Here is a 24,338-nt window from a genome sequence, read left to right on the forward strand (position 1 = left end):
CCTATCTTCACGCACCAAGCCTTCAAATGTATGCCAACTCTTCAGACTATCGTATTGGCCGCTGCGGCCCTGACTACAACGCTTATCGCGGGGCTCTTCTACGGGTATCTCTGCTCGGTAAATCCCGGCCTGAACCGGCTTCCCGATCTGATGTACCTGTCTGCCATGCAGTCGATCAATCGGGCGATTCTGAACCCGGTTTTCTTCCTGAGTTTCGTGGGTGCGCTCGTTTTGCTGCCGCTAAGTGCCTGGCTGCAATACAGCCAACCAATGCCGGTGCGCGTCTGGCTACTGCTCGGCGCCAGCGTGCTGTATGTAACAGGTGTGTTTGGGGTAACGGTATTTGGCAACGTTCCGCTAAATGAAGCGCTGGATGCGGTCGATCTGGAGACGGCTTCAGTGCCGGAACTGGCTACTCACCGGACGGCGTTTGAAGGTCCCTGGAACAAACTGCATACCATCCGGACGCTGGCATCCATACTGACCAGTATGCTGGTGATCGCGGCCTGCCTGAGCCCGGCAACCGATCGGTGATCGTGGTGAATTGGCCAGCCTTCCGCTAAACTCAATCAATTGCCTGACGAGATACTTCAGGCGATTCTGGCGGGCTAGTTGACTGTAATACCGGCCGTCCCGGTCGGGTGAGATGTAACGGCAGCACACCCGACCGGGACGGTCAGCACTACATGTATCCGTGAAATGTATAAGTTCTGCCCTGTAATGATCAAGTGCTTGGCAAGGGCAGCGACGAACTTTGTGTCATAAACCAACCAGGTTATGAACACAGAATATCAAAACACAAAAATCCTTCTGGTTACGGGCGGTAGCCGGGGAATCGGTCGGAGTATAGCCCTGAATGCCGCCAAGCGGGGTTTGGGCGTAATCCTGACCTACAACACCCATCCGGAGGAAGGGGAAGCCGTAGCGGCTGAAATTAATCGGAATGGGGGCAAAGCGGTGGCCCTACCGCTGGACTCGGCCAGAATCGCATCGTTTCCCGATTTCAGGGAGCAGGTTTTACAGGTCCTGAAGCAGGAATGGAACCGGGATACCTTCGACTATCTGGTCAACAATGCTGGCATTGGGCAGCGAACGGCTATTCAGGACACTACGGAAGCGATTTTTGACCAACTCGTCGACGTCAATTTCAAAGGGGTCTTTTTTCTGACGCAGCAGCTACTGCCGCTGATCGTCGATGGTGGGCAGATCATCAACATCTCGTCCGGACTTGCCCGATTCGCCTTTCCCGGCGTGGCTGTCTACGGTGCGCTCAAAGCAGCCCTCGAAGCACTGACCCGGTATCTGGCGAAGGAATATGCCGGTCGGAAAATTCGGGTCAACACGGTAGCGCCGGGGGCAATCGATACCGACTTCGGGGGTGGCAAGGGCGACGAGAGCCACCGGCAGCAAATTGCCGGTATGACGGCGCTTGGGCGGCTGGGCGAAGCCGAGGACGTCGGCGTTTTTGTGGCGTCACTGCTATCGGACGACAGTCGCTACGTCAATGCGCAGCGCATCGAAGTAGGAGGGGGGATATATATCTGATCGATTAGGCAGGGCCGGTTCTGCACCGGCCCTATTTAGTGCCGACTTGACTACTTTTGCCATTAACCCTGTAGAAACGACCGCGTCATGGAATTTGTCGATATCGACTCAATTGCTGAACTGCACGATTTTTTTCATTATGACAAACCGCTTCATCCCCTGCTGTCGGTTGTCGATCTGGCGAAGGTCGACCGGTCGCACCGGAAGCCAGACGTGGCCTACCGGATGAACCTGTACACCATTGCCTGTAAGCAGGTGGAAGGGTCGTTTAAATACGGCCGGACAACCTACGATTTTCGGGAAGGAACCCTGATGTTTACCGCACCGTATCAGATCCTGTCGCCGGGGCTCGAAAACAGGGTGGAAGGCTGGGGAATTTACATTCATCCCGATTTTTTTGGGGCAAACCCAAAAGGGACCCGGTTGACCGACTATTCGTTTTTCGGCTACGACGCCAACGAAGCACTGCACATCTCCGAAGCGGAAAAAACGGTGCTCGATGCCTGTCTGCAGAATATCCAGCGGGAAATTTCGACGAACCTGGATCAGCACTCGTATACCCTCATTCTGACCAACCTCGAGCTGTTGCTGTCGTACTGCGCCCGGTTTTACGATCGGCAGTTTCTGACCAGAGCTACCGTGAACCACGACATCGTCGGGAAATTCGACCGGCTTCTGACCGATTATTTTGCCCAGCGCTCGCTGATTGACGCGGGCCTCCCCGATGTCGGGTATTTTGCGTCGCGGCTGAATCTGTCCGCCAATTACCTGTCCGATCTGTTGAGCCGCTACACCGGCAAATCGACCCACGAGCACATTCAGTTAAGGGTAGTGGATAAAGCGAAGTCTTTGCTGTGGAGCACCGAAAATTCGATCAGTGAAATTGCCTACGATCTTGGTTTCGAGCACCCATCTCATTTTACGAAGGTATTCAAAAACAAAACCGGTATGTCGCCCCGGCAATTCAGAAACCGGAATGAATCAGGCCTTTCGTTTACGGGTTAAGTATCGCCGGATGGGCGTATCGTAGACTACCATCACCCCGTAAGCCAGGCCGATCAGGAGGCCCATGCCCACCACGATCACCACCGTCAGTTCGCCCGTTGCGGGCTTGGTTTGGGTGTAGTAACTGCCAAACAGCCAGAGCGCCCAGTAATGCGTCATGTAGAGCGGGTACGATAAAGCACCCAGAAATGCGGCCAGCCGGCTCATGCCCGCCGACAGCCGGCAGCCAGCCCCCAGGCAAATCAGTAGCGGAAAGTAAACCAGCACCACCAGCGCTTCGGCCAGCCAATTCCAGCTAAAATAAGGCATCAGGAACGCCAGTGCCAGCAGAATCGCCAGCCCCGGAAAGCTCAGCCTGTTTGGTATGATCCAGCGGGAACGGTAGATCAGCAGCCCCGCCGAAAACGAGTACGCCACCCGAACCCCGCCATCCCAGAAGGTAGGGCCGCTCCAGCCGCCCAGCAGATTCCCGCTTCGGTAACTGACCCAGCCGATACCTACAGCCGCCAACGCCGTAACGACGAGCAAGCTACGGCGGCTGAGTCGGCAGAGAATAAACGCATACGCCACATTGGCGATGTATTCCCAGAACAGCGACCAGGAGGGCGCGTTGAAACCAAACAGGTTAAAGCCCCGCTCTTTCATGAGCGGCAGTGGAATCAGCAGCAGCGAGCCCACCAGCAACCACGCCAGCTGGCCCGGGCGGTAGGCGCTGGCGTACGACACGAAAGGGTCCAGCCAAAACGCAACGAAGCCCAGCAACGAGCCAAAAATCACCAGCGGATGCAGCCGAATCAGCCTGGCCAGCAGGAACGATGTCCGGCCCATGCTGCCGATTCGGTCGTCGTAGGCATAGCCGATCACAAAGCCCGACAGGCAGAAAAAAAAGTCGACTGCCAGGAAGCCATGGCCGATGAAGTTCTGACTCGGATCGGTGTAGATCCATTCCATAAAATGAAAGAGCACCACCGCCAGCGCAGCAATACCCCGGAGCCCATCGAGACCGGTAAAATGCGGTCGGGTGCTGAGTGGTTGCGAAGGATGATCAAGCGTAGTCGGGTTTTTACTGGCCATAGAGGAGGTAAAAGCAAGCGGGAGCCAAGCAGAGTAACATCGCTCATGGATCGGGGCGCAGCTCCCGGCACAAAAGTACAGGATTTTCGGGTTGCGCAGAGCTGTGCGGGGTCCATCGCTTTGCGCAGGAACATCGTCCGGCGCCCTCACAAACGGTTTGTCACGTGGCTACGCAACGGTAAAAGTCCGATTCTCGTGAGCCGGCGGCTGAGAAAGTCGAATGAACAGGCCAAGGAGGTCAGGAAGCCTTCCCGCCGGGGAGGACCGCTTCCTTATTTAGAGAAATTTTGCGCCCTCAAGGCCGCTTAGAATCGGTTAACATCTCAGGCATGAGCCGTCGAACATTTACCGAACAACGTATGACATCCCAACAAACAACGCCTTCCACTCAGGACCCACAGACGAAGTATCCTCAGCCGCCCCAGCCCGATCAGCGGCAGGAACCACCGGGTAGCGAATCTGAACTGCAACCCCAGGCGGATCATGGCGAAACCTCTTACAAAGGCTCCGGAAAACTAACGGGTCGGAAAGCCCTGATTACGGGGGGCGATTCCGGGATCGGCCGGGCAGTCGCGATTGCCTTCGCCCGCGAAGGGGCCGACGTCCTGATTGCGTATCTGGACGAAGACGACGACGCGCGCGAAACCGCCCGCTACGTCGAAGAAGCGGGCCGGAAGGCGGTGCTGGTACCGGGCGACATTCGTGACGATGCGCACTGTCAGCAACTCGTTCAGCGGGCGGTCGACGAACTGGGCGGACTGGATATTCTGGTGAACAATGCCGCTTATCAGATGGCGCAGGAGTCGCTGCAGGAGATCACCAACGAACAGCTGGACCGCACGTTCCGAACGAATATTTTCTCGATGTTTTACCTGTGCCGGGCCGCTGAAAAACACCTTAAGCCGGGCAGTACGGTCGTCAACACCACATCGATCAACGCCTATAAACCAAGCCCGACGCTGCTGGATTATGCAGCGACCAAAGCCGCCATCCAGAATTTTACGGCCAATCTGGCGCAGGTATGGGCCGAAAAAGGAATCCGGGTCAACTGTGTCGCACCGGGACCGATCTGGACGCCCCTGATTCCGTCGACCATGTCGCCGGAAAAAATAAAAAACTTTGGGCAGGATGTGCCGCTGAAACGGGCCGGTCAGCCCGCCGAACTGGCGCCGGCCTATGTACTGCTGGCTTCGGATGATTCGAGCTACATGACCGGTAGTACCGTGCAGGTAACGGGTGGTACCCCCTCCATCTAACGAAATTTGTCGCGTTCATTTTCGGGTCGGCTGCCTGGGTTAAACCGGGTAGCCGACTCTTTTTGTAAAAGCGAAACATCCTGTAAGAAAAGCCTGCATCACCCGGCAGTTCGACAAAAGAAATCTGGCGATAAACCAATATATTAAACCAGTCAGCGTCTTTAGTCTGCATAGGCATTCTTCGAGAAGGTTTTATGTCAGCGAATTCGGGACAACTGGCTCATCAGGAACTTTGGCAACGCTTCAAAGCCGGCGACGAGCGGGCTTTGGGCGAACTGGCCAGGGAACACTATCCCAGCCTCTACAACTATGGGCTGCGGTTGACAACGGACTCCGAACTGGTCTGGGATACCATCCAGGATCTGTTTCTCGAATTGTGGGACCACCGCGCTTCGGTCGGTAACGCGGTCTTCGTCAAAACCTACCTGCTCAAAGCACTCCGCTACAAACTGCTGAAAACCAGAAGCCAGCCGCAGCCCGTTCATCTCGACGAGTCGGAGTCGTATCAAATGCCGTTTACCGTTTCGACGGAAGAAGAAATTATCGATAGTGAGCTACATGCCGGACAAACCCGCCTGCTCCATCAGCTATTGGCCGGACTCACCAAACGCCAGCAGGAAGTGCTTTACCTTCGCTTCTATCAGAATCTGGACAACCACGAAATAGCGCAGATCATGGGTATGGAGCGGCAAAGCGTGGCCAATCTGCTGCATCGTACCGTCAAAGAACTGCGGAGTAACTGGTCGCCCGACCTGCTCCTGAGCCTACTGGTTTTCGTCCTGTCGAAATCCTAGTCAGAATTAAATTGTATTCTCGGCGAAATTTTTTTTACATTTTTTTGAGTATGGCACCGCCAACAACAGCACTATAGGGTAAAAGCCGTCGTGCTGTTTTGTTCCGCCATGAACTACAAGACGTATACCGTTGAAGAATTCCTGTCTGATGAGTCGTTTCGTCAGTGGACGAATGGAACGTCTGCGCAGGCGTCTGCCTTTTGGGACCATTGGCTGGCGCAAAACCCCGACCGGATGCCGGTCGTCAGGCAGGCGCAGGAGCTGGTGCGGGCGCTGAACGATCATTACCAGGACGATGCGACCCCGGAGCGGTTCAATCATGAACTGAACCGGCTGATGGAATCGGCGGCCGAACACCGGGATGCCAGCATGGAAGCACCCGTCATTCCGCTTCAGTCAAGGTTCCAGTGGCGCTGGGCAGCGGCTGCCGCCATCACCGTTACCGTCGGGCTCGGACTTTGGCTGTACGGCCATGTTATTCCCAAAAGCAGCCTGCACGCGGATGTATACAGACAACTGACGAAGGCTGCTCCGGTTCCGCTGCAGGAGAAAGTGAATACTGGTACCCGGACCCTTACGGTTTTACTCAACGATGGTAGTCTGGTTACGCTACGCCCTCAGAGCCGGCTAAGCTATCCCAAACGATTCGACAAAGGCAACCGAACGGTGTATCTGAAAGGGGAAGCTTTCTTCAACGTCGTAAAAAATCCAGCCAGTCCTTTCCTGATTTATGCCAACCAGACCGTCACCAAAGTGTTGGGGACCAGTTTTCTGGTGCGGGCTTTCGAGGAAGAAAAGACCGTTACCGTTACTGTACAAACCGGGCGCGTGTCGGTGTATGCCCAGCAGGAGTTTGAAAAAGCCCAGCAGGCGGGCCTGCGCCGGATCGAAGGGGTGGTGCTGACGCCGAATCAACAGATGACCTACAATCTGGATGACAATCGGCTACAGAAAGCGCTGGTGGAAAAACCGAAAGTTGTCATTCCCGACGCGGTCAGCCACGAACAGGTCTTCGACGATACGCCCGTTGCCAAAGTCTTCTCGACGATCGAAAAAACCTACGGAGTAAAGCTGATCTATAACGAAGACGACCTGTCGGCCTGCCTGATCAACTTCACCTTCTCGAACGAAAGTCTGCTGGAGCGGCTCGACGTAATCTGTCAGACCATCGGCGCTTCGTATGAGGTACTGGACGGGCAGATTGTCATTACCAGCAAAGGATGTAAATAAGTATAAATTCCTAATCTATAGCCAATTGCCTATGACCCAGTAACCCAGTCGCATACAAAGAAGCCAGTGATGATTCCGGCATCACTGGCTCAACCTGCACCCTTGTTCGTAACCCTCATCCAGGATGAGGCAGGGGGTTCTTTGTCCATTTCTAAAGTCAAATAGCCAAAAAACAAGTAAAAGTATGAAAGAACTTCGACAACCGCTTAGCCTGTTGCGCAGCCTTATGAAATTTACTGTCTATCAGTTACTACTCGCGGCTATGGTGGCCGGCATGGCGTCGGCCAGCCCGGTAGAAGCTCAGCAAGTCATGGATCAGCGGATTACGCTTCGGGCGGATAACCTGACCATCAAAACGGTGCTGAATCAACTGAGTCGCCAGGCCGATGTCCATTTCGCGTACCGATCGGCCCTGATGCAGTTACGGAACCGCGTTTCCATTCATGCCTCCGACCAGCGCCTGGGCGACGTATTGAGTGAGCTGCTAAAACCCCTGGATGTATCGTTCCGCCTGAAAGGCCGGCAAATTATTCTGAACAGCGAACCGATCGCTAAAGCCCCGGAGGAGATGTCCTTCACGACCGAGGCCGCAGCCATCGACCGGTCTATAAGCGGTACCGTCTCGGATGAAGGTGGCAACCGGCTTCCCGGCGTGAGCATCGTTGTGAAAGGCACCAACCGGGGCACTACCACAGACGCCAACGGGTCGTTCCGAATGACGCTGCTCACCGGCGACGAAGTACTGGTGTTCAGCTTTGTCGGGTATATATCGCAGGAAGCCTCGGTCGGGAATCTGACGACCATCAACGTCAATCTGGCAGTCGATACCAAGAACCTTAGCGAAGTAGTCGTGACGGGCTACGGTACGCAGAAACGGTCGGATCTGACCGGGTCGATTTCCTCCGTCAAATCCGAGGAAATCCGGAGCCTGCCGGTACGAAGCGTGAACGAAGCGCTACAGGGCCGGGCCGCCGGGGTTCAGGTTACGCGCAACGACGGAGCACCGGGCAGCAGTTCGGACATCGTGATCCGGGGTGTCGGTTCCATTGGCGGTATGTCTCCGCTGTACATCGTGGACGGTATCCGGATGGGAACCGGCAATAACTTCAACCTGCAGGATGTTGAATCGATCGAAATTCTGAAAGATGCCAGTGCGGCTGCTATTTACGGGGCACAGGCGGCCGGGGGTGTCGTTCTGGTGACGACCAAACGCGGCACCAGCCTGGATAAAATGAAGGTCAATTTCAACGCTTACTACGGCGTTCGGCAACCGCTGAACCTGTACAAAATGCTGAACACGGCCGACTACATCACGGCCAAGAAGGCATTTGGCGTCAGTACTGGCGGCTGGGGTGACCCGGCTTCGCTGCCCGACAACGACTGGGTGAAAGACTTGTACACCAACGGTTCCGACCAGAGCTACTCGCTCTCGCTGTCGGGGGCTACGGCCAAAACGAATTATTACCTGTCGGCCAACTACCAGCGCGAAGGCGGAACGATGATCGATAACTGGTTCGATCGCTACGGCCTGCGGTCGAATGCGGATTTTAAGATCAATAAAAAACTGAAAGTCGGCGAAACGCTCTACGCCTGGAAAACCGGCAACAACCCGACCGTAACCACGACGTTTCCATTCCGCTCGGCCCCGGTTGTCCCGATCTACGATCCAACGAACTCGTACGGCGGCTGGGCCAAAACCGGCACGTTCTTCACCGGACCGAACCTCGTAGGGCAGGAGTACCAGAACCACATGCTGAACGAGACCTATGCGCTGGAAGGGAACCTGTATGCCGACTGGGAAATCATTCCCGGCCTCAATCTTCGCTCTACCTTCGGGGCTTCGATCATCAACGTAAAAAATTACAAGTTTACAGAAGCGTACGATTACGGTACGGTGGCCAATCGCAATGCGTTCCTGAGCCGCGATATCAATAACCAGCGGAACCTGACCGCCAACTTCGTGCTGACCTATACCAAAGCGTTCGGCGAACACGAACTGAAGGCACTGGCCGGGTACGAAGCCTATAAGTCGGACCTGAGCAGCCTGCATGCCGAAGCACAAAGTTTCCCTTATGTGACCTACAACCTGGGGCTAACCAGCAACCCCAGCAGCTACGTAGCCAGCGGGGGCGAGTTTCCGCAAACCCGCTTACTGTCGCAGTTTGGCCGGATCAACTACACCTATGCCAATAAGTACCTGCTGACGGCTACGGTTCGTCGGGACGGGTCGGACCGGTTCGGACCGGCCAACAAGTTTGGGGTGTTTCCATCGGCGTCGGTGGGCTGGAAACTGAGCGAAGAAGCGTTTGTGCGGGACAATCTGAGCTACGTCACCAACCTCAAGCTGAGAGCCAGTTACGGCATATTGGGAAGTACCAGCAATATTCCTCAGTATACGTATCAGGCCTCGTACGCGGGTAATGGCGGCACCAACAGCATGGGTCTCCCGGATGGCTCGCGCTCGAAAGGTTACGCCCTGACGGCGCAACTGGCCAATCAGGACATCAAGTGGGAGTCGGTCAACCAGACCGATATCGGCCTGGACGTTGGGTTGCTGAGCAATAGCCTCAACATCACAGTCGACTGGTACAGCCGGCAGACGAACGGGATGATTTATCAGGTTCCGGTTGCGCTTTCGGCCGGTTTCAGCACTACCTCGCCCACGGTCGTTTATACCAACGTCGGGCAGATGAGTAACAAAGGCCTGGAACTGGCCGTCGATTACCGGGGCAAAAAAGGCGCTTTTACGTACGGCATTACAGCCAATGCGGCTTTCAACAGCAACCTGGTGAAAAAACTCGATGGCGTGAACAACAACCCCATCAACGACGGGGCGGCCGGCGATTACCTGGAAAGCACGGTGTCGCGCACGCAGGTGGGGCAACCGCTGGGTCAGTTTTATGGATATAAAACAGCCGGTATTTTCCAGAGCGACGCCGAAGTAGCGGCCCTGAACCAGAAAGCCCAGGAAGCCGCTGCCGCTACCGGTGGTGCTACGACCGGGGTGTATTACCAGGCTGCCGCTACGGGTGCGGGCGACCTGAAGTTTGTGGACACGAACGGCGACGGGCGCATCACCACGGCGGATAAAACCTTCATCGGGAATCCGTGGCCGAAAATGACCTACGGGATCACCCTGAACCTGGCCTGGAAAGGACTGGATTTTTCGGCGCTGTTCCAGGGAATTACCGGGGTCGATGTGTTCAATGGTACCAAATACTACACACCCATTTTCGTAGGCGATTATAACACCACCCATAACATTTTCAACACGTCGTTCTTCAATGGCAATGGGCTCACCAGCCTGCCGCGCGTCGGCTATACGGATGCGTCCGGCAATTACGTCCGCGACCCCAACGCCAATTACACCCGCATTTCCGACTATGCCGTCGAGAGTGGAGCTTTCCTCAAACTGCGGAACGTTCAGATCGGCTACACCCTCCCGGCCTCGCTGATGAAACAGTGGAAAATGTCGGGGCTACGGGTGTACGTGCAGGGGCAGAATCTGCTCACGTTCACGAAATACTCCGGGCTCGACCCCGAAGTGCTGGGTCGGAATGGGACCACCGCCCGGGGCGTCGATACGATTTATTCCTATCCGCGTACCTCGCTGGTGTCGGCGGGCATCGACGTGACTTTCTGATTATTCATCACTGGTTCAGTGCTATCAACCGATATTTCCTCATGAAAATACTAGTCAAACTCATCCTCTTCGCTTTCGTACTGGGTACGCTATCCTGCAAAGAGAGTTTCGTGAATGTCGACAACCCGACGGCGATTTCTACCGCCAGCTACCCGGCTACCGTTGCCGATCTGGAGCAGTTGCTGCTCGGCGTCTATGCCACCCAGCACGCACCCAGCCTGTATGGGCATAACATGCTGGCCAAAAACACCTACCTGTGGGATCATACCACCGACTTAAGCTGGCAGGGCACCACCACCTGGATTCAGCTGGCCCAGAACAATTCGCAACCCAACGACAGCTTTTTGCAGGGTACCTGGCAGGATCTGTGGCGGGGCGTTCAGCGCTGCAATACCCTGCTCGCCAGCCTCGAAACCTTTATTCCCAAAGCGAATGCCGCCGATGCGGCATCGGCCAACCTGATCAAAGGACAAACTCTATACCTGCGGGCCTGGTATTATTTCTACCTCACCACCTTGTGGGGAGAAAGCTTCATCGTCGATGGGCAGGGCGGGGATAAAATGGGCGTCCCGCTGATCACGAAAACCTCGACCAGCCTGCCCGAAACGCAGGTGGCCCGGTCGACCGTTAAGCAATGCTGGGATTTCATCACGTCGGATCTGAAATCGGCCGAAACCCTGCTCAAAGGAAAAAGCTGGACGGGTGCCACCGACAAATACAAGATTGGCGAGTGGGGCGTAAAAGCCTTTCTGGGTAAGGTGTTCGTATACACGCAGGACTGGACAAACGCGAAAACTTACCTGAGCGACGTGGTGACCAACAGCGGGAAGTCGCTCGTGCCGTTCGATACCTACAAAAACATGTTCAATGGCCAGAACGAATTCAACTCCGAATCGCTGATCGAGCTAAACCTGAACATTGACATGACGTATCGGGGCACCGACGACCGCTCGATGGGTACCAGCATCGGTATGGTCATTGCCCCGACGTACGTGGGTCCCAACGGCGCTCAGGCGGCATCGGCCTGGTCGAACGTGTTTCCGCACGCCAAAAATATTGCCCGCTTCGGGTTCAACCTGGGCCACTACTTCCCGACCGGAACGGCCGCAGCTAACGTCGCCAATGTCGATAAATCGTACATAACCCGCTCAGTTGCTGCCCGGACGGCCAAAACGGTCGATCCTCGTCTGTGGGTCGCCTGTCTGCAGCCGTACGTCGATTCGATGGTCGTGAGTGGGTCCAAAAAGGCTATTTCGCACTACCTGGACATTTCGGAGATCGATATGGAAGCCTGGAGTTTCCGGAAATACATTTACCTGAACGGGGCCGAAGGCGAAGTCAACATGGCCAACGGCGACAACATCCTATGGCTTCGTCTGGCCGACATATACCTGCTCTACGCCGAAACCCTGACCCATTCGGGTGACAATGCGACGGCGCTCGAATACGTCAATAAAGTCCGGCGACGAGCCTACGGCTATGCGGTCAATTCGGCTTCTCCGGTCGATTACAAAACCCTGACGGACCAGACCAGCGCACCCGATAACGTACTGAAAAACGACCCGCTCAAATATGAACGATGGGCGGAGATGTTCGGCGAGGGCCACTGGTGGTTCGACGTGTGTCGGTGGAAGATCGGCGATAAGGAAGCTGCTTATTACCAGCGGGTTCGGGGCGGGGCCATTCAGTGGGATGCTACGGACTACGCCCAGCCTATTCCGATCAATGAGCTTACCTCGAACGTCAGCATGAAACAAAATCCGGGGTATTAAACCGTACGATGGTGCCGGGTTCAACCGTTCCCGCAGGAACGGTTGAACCCGGCACGAAGCTTATTCTTTTCAACCAGTGACCATGATGCATTTGCTAAAACTCGGATCGATTGGCGTGCTGGGCTTACTGCTTACGGCCATTTATCCGGTTCGACAGCCAATTACCGATAATCCGTCGGGCGACGATTCGCCGGGAAATACAGACTGGACCAGTTACGGCGGCAACAAAGCCGGAAATCGTTATTCAGCTCTGAATCAGATCAACCTCGGAAACGTTAAAAATCTCAAAGTCGCCTGGACCTACGATGCGGCTGAAGTCGACGGAAAAAGCAATCGCCAGCCCGAGATCCAGTGTCAGCCGATCGTCGTAAACGGGATTCTCTACGGCACAACGCCAAAGCTGAAGTTGTTTGCCCTGCAGGCGAATTCGGGCCAGCAACGCTGGGTCTTCGATCCGTTTAAGGATAAAGCGCCCCGCTTCAGCCAGAACCGCGGGGTTCTGTACTGGGAAGATGGATCGGACAAGCGCATCCTGTATACGGCGGGACCGACGCTCTACGCCGTCAATGCCCTTACGGGTGAACCGGTCGCTTCGTTCGGCAAACAGGGTGAAGTGGACCTGCGCGTGGGGCTGCTCGACCATGCCGATCTGGACATCACGAAGCTGTCGGTGTCGGCCACCAGTCCGGGGGTTATTTACAAAGACCTGCTGATCTTAGGGGCAACCGTTTCTGAATATGGCGATGCAGCACCCGGTCACGTTCGGGCCTACGACCTGCACACGGGGAAAATACGCTGGACGTTCCATACCATTCCGCAACCGGGCGAAGCGGGCTACGAAACCTGGCCCAAAGATGCCTACAAAAAAATTGGCGGAGCCAACAACTGGGCGGGGCTGGTGCTCGATGAAAAACGTAAAATGGTGTATCTGGGAACGGGTTCGCCCGCTGTCGATTTTTATGGAGGAAGCCGGGCCGGGCAGAACCTGTACTCCGATTGTATCCTCGCCCTGAACGCCGAAACCGGTACGCTGAAGTGGTATTACCAGACCGTTCACCACGACCTGTGGGACCGCGACCTGCCCTGTCAGCCGAACCTGGTTACGGTAACCCACAAGGGTCGCAAGGTCGACGCCGTGGCTCAGTCGACAAAAGATGGCCTGGTTTACGTCCTGAACCGTGATACCGGCGAATCGCTTTTCCCGGTCGAGGAGCGGGCCGTTCCGACTTCCGGGCTTCCGGGCGAACAGCCCTGGCCCAAACAACGCGTTCCCCTGAAACCCGCGCCGTTTGCCCGGCAGGAATTCACCGAAGCGGATATTACCGACCGGACGCCCGAAGCCCATGCGTTTGTGAAAGAACGCTTTCAGAAAACCCGCTCCGGCAATAAGTTTATGCCACCGAGCCTAGAAGGAACCCTGTTTTTTGGCATCGGGGGCGGGGCCGAGTGGGGGGGCAATGCCGCTGACCCGGACGGGATTCTGTACCAGAATTCCAACGAAATGGTCTGGGATCTGAAAATGGCGGATGTCGCGGCCCGCAACGCCGAAATCGCGTCGAAGGGAAAAATCCTGTACCAGACGAACTGTGCGGCCTGTCATGGCCTGGACCGAAAGGGGAGTGGCGATGCGTACCCGAGCCTGGTCAATGTGGGCAGTCGGTTATCGGGCCAGGAAATTCAGGCTATTCTGCGAACCGGCCGGGGCCGAATGCCTTCCTTCGAGCATATTTCCGAGCAGGACCGAAGTACCCTCGTTCGGTTTTTGCTCAACACCGAAACCAAACCGAGTGAAACCGGCGATCCGCACAGTGCCGCAGCGCCCACGGCTACCGCTAAGAAATCGGACTTTCCGTACATACCGCCTTACATCAACAATGGCTGGACCCGCTTTTTCGATCCGGACGGCTATCCCGCTGTGAAGCCGCCCTGGGGAACGCTGAATGCTATCGATCTGAACACCGGCGAGTATCTGTGGAAGGTGCCGCTCGGCGAATTTCCGGAGCTGACCAAAAAAGGAATGCCCATCACGGGCACGGAAAATTATGGCGGTCCGATCGTGACGGCGGGTGGCTTGGTGTTTATAGCCGCCACTTACGACGAGCGAATCCGGGCATTCGACCGGAAAACCGGGAAGGTTGTCTGGGAGTACCAGCTTCCGGCCGGTGGTTTCGCCACGCCCATTACTTACCAGGTCGACGGCAAACAATATGTCGTGATTGCGGCTGGTGGTGTCAAAAACGGGCACAAACCGGGCGGCTCCTACATTGCCTTTGCCCTGCCCTGACCGCAACAATCAATTAGCAGCGTTATGTTGGCTAGCTGTATATGACCCCTGCGGGGGCAAATAGGTATAGATAAGACCGTTCTCTATAAATATATGACCCCTGCGGGGTCATACCCAAGGCTTATCTTGCAAGAACCGTTGCGATGGCATGTCTACTGGCAAAACTCCTGAAAAGAAAACCCATGTATAACCCTTGCTCGGCGCTCCTGGCGCTACGCATATTTCCCTGCTTTCCTCATGAATAACCTGGATCAAAGCCGCCGTGACACCCTGAAAATGCTGGGCATGGGCTCCTCAGCCGGATTACTGGGCCTCTTTGGCGGACCCTCCACCGCCCTGGCCCGCGAACAGCAGACTAAACCCAGCTACGCCATCGGCGCTCCCCCCGTCAAGATCAAGTCCGTCAAAGCCATCGCCACCGCCCCCCAGGGCTCCAACCTCATCGTCGTCAAGGTCGAAACCACCGAACCCGGACTCTACGGACTGGGCTGCGCCACCTTCACCCAGCGCGCAGCCGCCGTCATCGTCGCCATCAACACTTATCTTAACGAGTTCTGCGTGGGCAAAGACGTCGACAACATCGAGGACATGTGGCAGTCAGCCTACGTGAGCTCCTACTGGCGAAACGGGCCCGTGCTCAACAACGCCCTCTCGGGCCTGGACCAGGCCCTGTGGGACATCAAAGGCAAACGCGCCAAGATGCCCGTCTACCAGCTGCTGGGGGGCAAGGTCCGCTTCGCCATCCCCTGCTACACCCATGCCGGGGGCAACTCCCCCGAAGCAGCCGCCGACAGCGTCAAGAAGTTCATGGAGCAGGGCTACAAGTACATCCGCATTCAGCAGGGCGGCTACGGGGGCGTGGGGGCCAACCTCGACAAGCCTGACTTCAAAGCCGCCGGTTTCGGCTACGAGGGCGACGCCTACATGAATGTGATGGGCTACCTCAAGTCGGTGCCCAAGATGTTCGAGGTGGTCCGCAAGCAGTGTGGCGAGGAGATCGAGCTGCTGCATGATGTGCACGAGCGGGTGCAGCCCATGGAGGCCATCAACATGATCAAGCAGGTGGAGGACTACCGGCCTTTCTTCATCGAAGACCCCTTCTCCCCCGAGAACATGAAGTGGTTCGCTCAGTTGCGGCAGACGACCACCGTGCCCATTGCGATGGGGGAGCTGTTCAACAACATCAATGAGTTCAAGGAGCCGATGGTCAACCAGTGGTTCGATTACATCCGGATACACGTCTCTCAGATCGGGGGCATCACCCCGGCCATGAAGGTGGCCCGGCTGGGGGAATGGTTCAACGTGCGCACGGCCTGGCACGGTCCGGGGGATGTCTCGCCGGTGGGACACGCGGCTCACGCGCACATCGATCTGGCGGTGTGGAACTTCGGCATCCAGGAAGCGGTGGCCTTCTCGGAGAAGACCCAGGCGGTCTTCAGCGGTTGTCCAACGATGGAGAAGGGCTACATGTCGGTCAACGAGGTGCCGGGGTTAGGGGTAGACATCAACGAGAAGGAAGCGGCCAAGTACCCCATCTCCACCAAGTCCAACTGGCAGGTCAGAAAGATGGACGGCACCATCATCCGCCCGTAATCCGGGATAACTAGTGAGTAAAAGTCGCTTTACAAATCGTTTTGCCAAAGTAGTTGGTAGGGCGGACGGTCGGTAACGCGGACGGTCGGCCGCGATTTTTATCAAATAATCGCGGCCGACCGTCCGCGTTACCGAAAAGGTGGCCTGATTGAAAAAAGATGGACGGGTATTTATGAAAAAACGCGTGTGGCTCTACAAAGGCATTGCTCTGCTATTGCCTGTGCTGGTCCTGGCGCTGGTAGAGGGTTTGCTGCGGCTGTTTGGCTACGGCCATGACCTGCGTTTGTTCATCGAAGATCCGCAGCAGAAGGGTTACTGGGTCATGAATCCCCATGCGTCAGAGCGGTATTTTTCTGAGACGGAAAACGCAACGATCGGAAACTTCGAGCCGTTCCCGCAACACAAACCCGAGGGCACGTTACGCATTTTTGTGCTGGGGGAATCGACCACCATTGGCTACCCTTACATGCACAATGGTTCCTTTCACCGGTGGCTTCAGTATCGATTGCTGCATACGTTCCCAAACAAAGATGTTGAGATTATCAACCTGGCGCTGACGGCCGTCAATACGTATACCGTGTACGGTTTTGCGAAGGAACTGGTTGATTACGAGCCCGACGCCGTACTGGTGTATGCCGGCCATAATGAATACTACGGAGCATCAGGAGTGGGTTCGACCAGCACCCTCGCCCACAATCCGTCGGTGATGCGCCTGGTCCTTAAACTGCGGGAATTTAGACTGGTCCAGCTTATCAATCAGGTGGTGACTGGAATTCGAAAAGCCGTGTCCGGGCGACAGGTCGACTTACGCGAGAACCTGATGAAACGGATGGCCGCCGATCAGCAGATTCCATACGGATCGGCGATTTATCAGGCCGGCCTGGATCAATTTAAAACCAACCTCACGGACCTTTGCCAGCTCCTGAGCGATCATCATATCCCGGTTTTTGTCAGCAATCTGGTCAGCAACGAAAAAGACCTGAAGCCCTTCATCAGCCTGCCTGGCAACGGTGCGGCCTCCGCCCAAGTCCATTATCAGCGGGGGAATCAGGCGTACGCTAAAGGCAGCTATGCCGAGGCAAAAAAAGAATACGTACAGGCTAAAGAGCTCGATCTGCTGCGGTTTCGGGCCCCCGAAGCCATCAATCGAATCATTCAGGAGGTAACGGCCGGGTATCCGGGAGTCACGCTGGTCGATACGAAACGATACTTTGAGGACCATTCTCCGCATGGTATTCTGGGGCAGGAAACCCTGCTGGAGCATGTTCACCCGAATTTGAGTGGGTATGCGCTGCTTTCCGAAGCATTTTATGATGCGCTGAAAAAGCGGCAGCTCATTGCGACCGGAACGAATGAAATGTCATTTGCCAGTCTGCGGCAGCAAATGCCAATTACGGCGGTGGATTCGCTCAAGGGGGCCTATGAGATGATGATTCTGAAAGAAGGCTGGCCGTTCAATATCCCGATGCCCCCAGAAGAAAAACGGCCAAAGACCGTCGAAGAACAACTGGCCGGGGCGCTGGTGGTGAAGCAAATCACCTGGCAGGAAGCCATAAACCAGTTGCTCAACCACTACGTCACGCAGAAGAAGCTGGGAGCCGCTCGGCAGGTAGCCGAAGCGCTGTCGCTGGAGTATCCGTATGACGCAGCGTTAGCCCGGCAGGCGAGTAAGTTGAGTGTGAGCCTGAATGAAAGCCAGCCCGCGATCGTCTATCTGAAAAAAGCTTTCCGTCTCGAAAACAGTTTCGAGACGGCCCAGCAGTTATTTATTACGTTGCTTAAACTAGATCGGCCCGAAGAAGCGCTACCCTACCTGCAGTACGCGGCCACCCACAACCCGTCGCAGTTTAGTCTGACCGAGCTGCAATCGTTTGTGCAGCAGCTCATCGCTGTAAAGCAACAATATGCCCGGGATACGACCAATGTACAACTGAGCAATCAACTGGCGGCTGGCTACCTCAAATTTGCCAATACGGCAGCCGCTACGAAATACGTCGAGAACACCTTGCGGCTGGATAACCGGAATGCTACAGCCCTGCAGTTGAAACAGCAGATTCAGACGCTGAAAAAGTGAGTACGCGTCGGCTGGCCGTAACCCGTGCCATGGTTCACAATCATGTAGAGCCGCCCCTCCCGGTAGGGTAGAAACAGGAAATACACCCCACCCGGGGTCGGCGGGCTCTACAAGTCCCGCTAAAACGCGGCCGAGAGGTTGGCAAAATAGTAGCCACCATTAAAGCCAAACTGGGTGGCGGCTCGCCCGTACACAAAGCGCCCGAACGAGGAATTATCCAGCGCGGCCGAACCGTATCGCTCCGGCGTCGGGTAGTTAGCAACCCGCAGGGGATCCGGGTAAACGTCGAACAGGTTATTCGCCCCAACCGTGATCGTCAGATTTTTAAGGATTCGGTACGAGCCATTCAGGTCGGTGACGAACCGGGGGTTGAAGGTTTCGTCGAGGGCAGGATTGATCGGGTCATAAGCCTCCACAATACCGAAACGAGATATCCGTAAGACCGCACCGAATTTGCGCAGGCGGTAGTTGAACGTGAGCTGGAGTTTGCTTTTGGGCTGGGCTATCGTCAGACGGGCACTGTCCTGCCGGTTAAACAAAAAGTTGCCGAACGCAGCATCGGTTGGGATATTGGCGGGCCGCTGGATGTCGCCCACCAGTTTGGTCTGGTTGAAATTTGCCGCCAGGGTTATGTCGAGCGTGCCAGTCGACAGTCTTGGATTGGTGGCCAGAACAATGTCCAGCCCATGCGTTTGTGTGTTCACCGCATTGGCGAAAAACTGCGTGCTGTTGACGTCCGTTTGCCCGGCATTGTTCAGAATCGTCGCGACGATTAGCCCTGCACCGGCGGTGCCCCGCGAAAACTGATTGCTGTAAATGATCCGGTTCTGAATGTTAATCTGATACGCATCGATGGTCAGGCTTACGTTCGGCAAGGGGCGGGAGGTAATACCGATGCTGAAATTCGTGGAGCGTTCGGCACCCAGCGCCGGTACGCCGAAGGCCTGCGCAATGGGGCTGTCGTTGCGAAACGTACCAGTTTGTCGGGGTTCCAGCCCGGTTCCGGTCGAGACGAATACCGTGCTGATGGCACTGTAATACCGTTGGTGCAGACTCGGTGCCCGGAAGCCATTACTAACCGAACCCCGCAGGGAGAAAGCCTCGCTGAAGCGGTAGCGGGCCGCCAGCTTACCCGCCAGATTCCCGCCGAAGTCGCTGTAATACTCATAGCGTCCGGCCGCATTCAGTAACAGTCGATCCGTTACGTCCGATTCCAGGTCAACATACGCGCCGTACACATGCCGGTGTGCGTCGACGGCATTCGCGGGCTGATAGCCCGGAAAGACCTGCGCTCCGCCAACCTGACCCGATTGCGGGCTGAAGTTCAGGTACGAGGCCGCTTCGCCGGGCTTGATGCGGTACTGATCATTCCGGTAGGTAAGCCCGGCCGCTACGTTGAAGGAGGTCAACCCCAATTGTTTCCCGAAATCTTTGGCGGCACTCAGGTCGGCGGTATTCTGGTAGAAGCTGAGGGTACCGGCGTAGAAACTAGTTGGGTTATTCGTCGGACCCAGGTACGCCAGCGATGCGTTGTTGGAGTTGGTTACGTCGAACCGGAAGGAGTTGCCGCCATACACGTTGCTGATGTCCCAGCGCCAGCCTTTCGTTTCGCCGTTGATCCCCATCAGCAGCGACTGGTCGTTGATGGTCGACTGGATGTTCGGTAAAAAACCGTTCGGGTAAAGTGCCGTAATGACCTGGGTCGTCTGGTAAGGATAGCGGTAGAAACCGCCCGCCAGCCCACGCCGGTAGTTCAGCCCGCCCGTCGCGTAAAAGCTCGCATTTGTGTTTCGGATCGGAACCCGTGCGTTCAAAAAGAAACCCGCATTCTCGACCCGCGCCTGACCTACCTGCAGGTTATTGCTCAGGTTAAAATTATTCTGACGAATAAGCGCCTGATCCTGCTGATAAAGTCCCTGCCGACGGGCAACGAAAGCCGCCGGAGTTTCGCCCGTTTGCTGGCTGACGTTCCAGTTTACGTAAACGGGGCCGGTGTAGTCGCCCGCCCGGTTGGTAGCGCCCCGATGCCGAAACTCGCCGGTCAGGCTCAGAAATCCTTTATCGCCCAGTTTGAACCCATGATTGATGCCGACCTGCGCCACCTGCCCGTCGCCCTTGTACTGCTGACCCACCTGCGCATTGACGGTGGTGCCGGGCTGCTCTTTCAGACGGAGGTTGATAACGCCCGCGATGGCGTCGGAACCGTATTGCGACGAAGCCCCATCGCGCAGCACTTCGACGCGCTCGATGGCCGAACTGGGGATGGCATTCAGATCCGTTCCGACCGAGCCCCGCCCAATGGTTCCATTGAGGTTGATCAGCGCCTGGTTGTGGCGACGTTTGCCATTGAGCAATACCAGCACCTGGTCGGGACCTAAGCCGCGCAGGGTAGCGGGGTCGACGTGGTCGGTACCATCTGAAACGGTTTGCCGGGACGAATTGAAGGACGGGGCTACGAAATTCAACTGCTGGGTAATATCGACCTGTCCGGTTGCCACCAGATCGCGCGACTGAATGACGTCTACGGGAGCCACGGTCTGGGTACTGGACCGGGCCTGCGTCGAACGGGACCCAATGACGACCACTTCGTTGAGGCTGGCCAGGCTCTCGACCAGGCGAATATCCAGCGTAGTGGTGTTGCCGGCAGTCACCTGCACCGTCGGGGTCTGCGTCGTGTACCCGACAAAGCTGATCCGAAGGGTGTAGCTGCCCGGTTCAATCGTCAGGCTGTACTGGCCATTGGCATCGGTAACCGTACCTGTATTGGGCCCTTGCACCAGGATCGACACGCCCGGTAGATCCGCGCCGGTAGTCGCATCGGTGACGTGCCCCCAGATGCTCTGGGCTAGTGTGCGGGATAGGGTAAGTATCCCGATAAAACTGTAGATTATGACCCAGCGGGTCAGGTAGTTGTTGTTCATAGAGAAAAGCAGTCAGAGGATGTAGGAGTCGGGCCGGTAGCCACCAGGCGTACCGGTCACACCGTCATAATGATGGCTCCCTGAAAAACCTGCTGGCTGTAGTAACCGGGTGAGGAATAGCGTTGATTAGTGAGGTAATGGTACCACTGCCCGAACGATGGTTCATGGCCGGGAAATCGGAATTCATGGATAATCGTTGTTTGGGTAGGAACGGCCAGCCCAAAAGCATTACTTCGATACGGTCAATCGGGTTGTCAAGCAACAAAGCCCCATTCCCTAATCGATTTGCGGGGCTGGATCGTTTTCGACAACGGTTTACGCAAACCATTCGTTACGATTAATACGAGTCGATCAGTACACGTACCGGTATCGCTAAGTTATATGGATAAGTCGCCGAACAGCCAGAAAAAACCTGCCGATATTCCCCAGCAGGAAATCGAAAATAAGCCCCTCAGCGGCCAGCGCCCCGGTCAGGGAGATGCCATGACCAACGACCATTACGACCCGCAGGGGAAGCCCGATGCCGACAAACGGGTATTGCCCGCCCCCGACACGCTGGGGGCCAAACACACCGTTCCGGTCCTGGCGCAACCGCCCGAAATCTTTACCGGCCTCCGTCTCGATAAACCTGCCGATGTGGCCGCCGGACTGATGGCCGTGATCAAATCCGGCGAGTTTGCCTGGGGGGAAGGGGGCGTCGGACGGGGAACCCACGCGCTGCTGAGACTGAACCAGAAAGACGGCTTCGACTGCTCATCCTGCGCCTGGCCCGATCCGGATGGCCACCGCTCGTTTGCCGAATTCTGCGAGAACGGCGCGAAAGCCACGGCGTCCGATGCCGACACCCAGCGGGTGGACCCGGCATTCTTTGCTACACACAGCCTCGTCGATCTGTCGCGGATGACCGACCGGGACCTCAACAACGCGGGTCGGCTGACGCATCCGATGGTGCTGCGCCCCGGCGATACCCACTACCGACCCATTGCCTGGGACGATGCGTTTACGCTCATGGCGGAGGAACTGAATGGGTTGGCGTCGCCCGACGAAGCCGCTTTTTACACCTCGGGTAAGGTTCCTAATGAACCGGCCTACGTTTACCAGCTTTTTGTTCGTCAGTTCGGCACCAACAACCTACCCGACTGCTCCAACATGTGTCACGAGAGCAGCGGCTCAGCGCTGAGCCCCACGGTAGGACTGGGCAAAGGATCGGTTACGCTCAACGATATTCATGAGGCCGAGGTGATTATGATCATGGGACAGAATCCGGGCACCAATACTCCGCGCATGCTGACGGCCCTGCAAATTGCCAAGCGGAAAGGGGCGAAGATCATCGCGGTCAATCCGCTGCACGAAGCGGGGCTTAGCCATTTCAAAAACCCGCAGGATTTTATGAATCCGATCAGGGCGGTGGGTACGCTGCTGGGGCACGGTACGCCTATCAGCGACTTATTCTTACAGGTGAGGCTAAATGGAGACATGGCCGTTCTGCGAGGCATCATGAAGCACCTGCTGGAAGCCGAAGAGAAGACGCCGGGCACCGTGGTCGATCACGAGTTTATTCAACAATACACGGCTCATTACGACGAGTTTGCAGACGTGATTCGCAACACGACCTGGGAAGACATCGAGCTGATGAGCGGAATTACGCGGGAGCAACTGCTCGAAGCGGCCAACATAATCGGACCCAAAAAGAAGTTCATCACCTGCTGGGCCATGGGCCTCACGCAGCAGAAAAATGGCGTGATGAGTATTCAGGAAGTCGTGAACCTGCACCTGATGAAAGGATCCATCGGCATTCCCGGTGCAGGGCTCTGTCCAGTTCGTGGTCACTCCAACGTGCAGGGCGACCGGACGATGGGTATCTGGGAGCGGCCTCACAAGGAGTTTCTGGATGCGCTGGAAAAAGAATACCACTTCCAGTCCCCGCGCGAACACGGTCTGGATACGGTGGAAACTATCAAAGCCATGCACGACGGGAAAATTAAGGCTTTCGTCAGCCTGGGTGGAAACCTGCTGTCGGCCGGGCCGGATACGGAGTTCACGGCGGCTTGTATGCGCGGGTTGCGGCTCACGGCATTTATTGCCACCAAACTGAACCGTGGTCACCTTACTACTGGGAAGACGGCTCTGCTCTTGCCCTGCTTTACGCACCTGGATATCGACCGGCAGCAGTCGGGCGAACAGTTTACCTCCTGCGAAAATTCAATGGGGGTGGTCAGCCGGAACCAGGGTGTCCTTGAACCGCTGGCTGGCGACATGAAGAGCGAAGTGGCCATTATCGGCGGTATCGCCCGGACAACGCTGGGGAGCCGCAGCACCGTCGACTGGGAAGCGTATACGGCAAATTACGATACCATCCGCGACGCCATCTCGCGGGTAATTCCCGGCTTCGAGCAGTTCAACGAGAAGATCCGGAAGCCGGGCGGGTTCTACCTACCCAACGGGCCACGCGAGCGGAACTTCACGACGGAAAACGGCAAAGCCAACTTCACCGTGACGGATATGGTCATGCACCACCTCGAACCCGATCAGCTAGTGCTGATGTCGATCCGTAGCCACGACCAGTTCAACACGACGGTGTATGATTACAACGATCGCTACCGTGGTATTCACGGCGAACGGCGGGTTGTTTTACTTAATCCGCAGGACATGGCCGACCGGGGCATTCAGGAGCGGCAACTGGTCACTATTACCAGCCATTTCGAAGGGCAGACCCGCACGCTGGAGAATATGATTGCCATCCCTTACAACATTCCCAAAGGTAATACGGCGGCTTACTATCCGGAGGCCAATGTGCTGGTGCCGGTAGCTAGTGTGGCCTATATCAGCAATACCCCCACGTCAAAGTTTGTGGTCGTTACGGTAGCACCCGTGGCGGGTAAGTTCGCTAAAGGCGACGGCTCGACCCAGTTGATGACGGCCGCCGGTTAAAAATCTGGACGGATCAGCTTCGCTTATTGGAGTTAAAGAAGAGACTATACAGGTCGTTTTTTTGTCATGCTGACGCAGGAAGCATCTTCTGTAGCCAGCAAAGATTTTCACCCGAAGATGCTTCCTGCGTCAGCTTGACAAAAAAACGACCTGTATAGTCTCACTAGTTGTCCTTGAGTGCTTAAAAGCTTGGTGGCCAGAACTGTGGTAGCCGGT

At 56.2% G+C, this 24,338-nt stretch carries 14 protein-coding genes; 12 read left to right on the top strand and 2 right to left on the bottom strand.

All coding sequences use genetic code 11. The features are described 5' to 3' along the window. The first annotated feature begins 30 nt into the window (after positions 1 to 30). The 3 genes from ACYVC2_RS23535 (at position 31) to ACYVC2_RS23545 (ending at position 2,550) form a co-directional block, all read left to right on the top strand. Entirely contained in the window at positions 31 to 534 is a 504-nt protein-coding gene (locus tag ACYVC2_RS23535) for an anthrone oxygenase family protein (protein ID WP_461106352.1), read from the top strand. Positions 535 to 777: 243 nt separating this feature from the next. After that, positions 778 to 1,545 carry an SDR family NAD(P)-dependent oxidoreductase gene (locus ACYVC2_RS23540; RefSeq protein WP_461106354.1) on the top strand — a complete coding sequence of 256 codons (768 nt, stop codon included), beginning with the start codon at positions 778 to 780 and terminating at the stop codon, positions 1,543 to 1,545. A gap of 87 nt (positions 1,546 to 1,632) precedes the next feature. Further along, entirely contained in the window at positions 1,633 to 2,550 is a 918-nt protein-coding gene (locus tag ACYVC2_RS23545) for a helix-turn-helix domain-containing protein (RefSeq protein ID WP_461106356.1), read from the top strand. Here the strand turns inward: ACYVC2_RS23545 and ACYVC2_RS23550 are convergent. Beyond that, a complete protein-coding gene (locus ACYVC2_RS23550; protein WP_461106358.1) occupies positions 2,527 to 3,624 on the bottom strand; it encodes an acyltransferase family protein in 1,098 nt (365 codons plus the stop codon). The genes ACYVC2_RS23545 and ACYVC2_RS23550 overlap by 24 nt on opposite strands. Positions 3,625 to 3,983: 359 nt before the next feature. Here ACYVC2_RS23550 and ACYVC2_RS23555 point away from each other — a divergent pair, with 359 nt between their 5' ends. The 8 genes from ACYVC2_RS23555 (at position 3,984) to ACYVC2_RS23590 (ending at position 18,270) form a co-directional block, all read left to right on the top strand. Further along, entirely contained in the window at positions 3,984 to 4,880 is an 897-nt protein-coding gene (locus ACYVC2_RS23555; RefSeq protein ID WP_461106360.1) for an SDR family oxidoreductase, read from the top strand. Positions 4,881 to 5,074: 194 nt separating this feature from the next. Continuing rightward, complete coding sequence (locus tag ACYVC2_RS23560) at positions 5,075 to 5,674, top strand: RNA polymerase sigma factor (RefSeq protein ID WP_461106362.1); 600 nt, start codon at positions 5,075 to 5,077, stop codon at positions 5,672 to 5,674. A gap of 108 nt (positions 5,675 to 5,782) precedes the next feature. Beyond that, entirely contained in the window at positions 5,783 to 6,904 is a 1,122-nt protein-coding gene (locus ACYVC2_RS23565; protein ID WP_461106364.1) for a FecR domain-containing protein, read from the top strand. 184 nt (positions 6,905 to 7,088) lie between these two features. Further along, positions 7,089 to 10,547 carry a SusC/RagA family TonB-linked outer membrane protein gene (locus ACYVC2_RS23570; protein ID WP_461106366.1) on the top strand — a complete coding sequence of 1,153 codons (3,459 nt, stop codon included), beginning with the start codon at positions 7,089 to 7,091 and terminating at the stop codon, positions 10,545 to 10,547. 41 nt (positions 10,548 to 10,588) lie between these two features. Further along, positions 10,589 to 12,319 (top strand): RagB/SusD family nutrient uptake outer membrane protein, encoded by a 1,731-nt coding sequence (locus ACYVC2_RS23575; RefSeq protein WP_461106368.1) that lies wholly within the window; start codon positions 10,589 to 10,591, stop codon positions 12,317 to 12,319. Between the two features lie 82 nt (positions 12,320 to 12,401). Beyond that, the gene (locus ACYVC2_RS23580; RefSeq protein WP_461106370.1) at positions 12,402 to 14,603 is read left to right on the top strand and encodes an outer membrane protein assembly factor BamB family protein; all 2,202 of its coding nucleotides are present in this window, start codon (positions 12,402 to 12,404) and stop codon (positions 14,601 to 14,603) included. Positions 14,604 to 14,840: 237 nt separating this feature from the next. Beyond that, positions 14,841 to 16,196: an enolase C-terminal domain-like protein gene (locus tag ACYVC2_RS23585; RefSeq protein ID WP_461106372.1), complete on the top strand. Its 1,356-nt coding sequence runs from the start codon at positions 14,841 to 14,843 to the stop codon at positions 16,194 to 16,196. A 172-nt stretch (positions 16,197 to 16,368) separates the two neighbouring features. Continuing rightward, on the top strand, positions 16,369 to 18,270 hold the full coding sequence (locus tag ACYVC2_RS23590) for a hypothetical protein (protein ID WP_461106373.1): 1,902 nt from the start codon (positions 16,369 to 16,371) through the stop codon (positions 18,268 to 18,270). A gap of 119 nt (positions 18,271 to 18,389) precedes the next feature. Here the strand turns inward: ACYVC2_RS23590 and ACYVC2_RS23595 are convergent, their stop codons facing one another. After that, on the bottom strand, positions 18,390 to 21,191 hold the full coding sequence (locus ACYVC2_RS23595) for a TonB-dependent receptor (RefSeq protein WP_461106375.1): 2,802 nt from the start codon (positions 21,189 to 21,191) through the stop codon (positions 18,390 to 18,392). A 381-nt stretch (positions 21,192 to 21,572) separates the two neighbouring features. On the opposite strand from ACYVC2_RS23595, the gene ACYVC2_RS23600 reads away from it, so the two are divergent. After that, positions 21,573 to 24,122, top strand: a complete 2,550-nt coding sequence (locus tag ACYVC2_RS23600; protein WP_461106377.1) for an FdhF/YdeP family oxidoreductase — start codon at positions 21,573 to 21,575, stop codon at positions 24,120 to 24,122. Positions 24,123 to 24,338: the final 216 nt, after the last annotated feature.

This window comes from Spirosoma koreense (assembly GCF_054777875.1).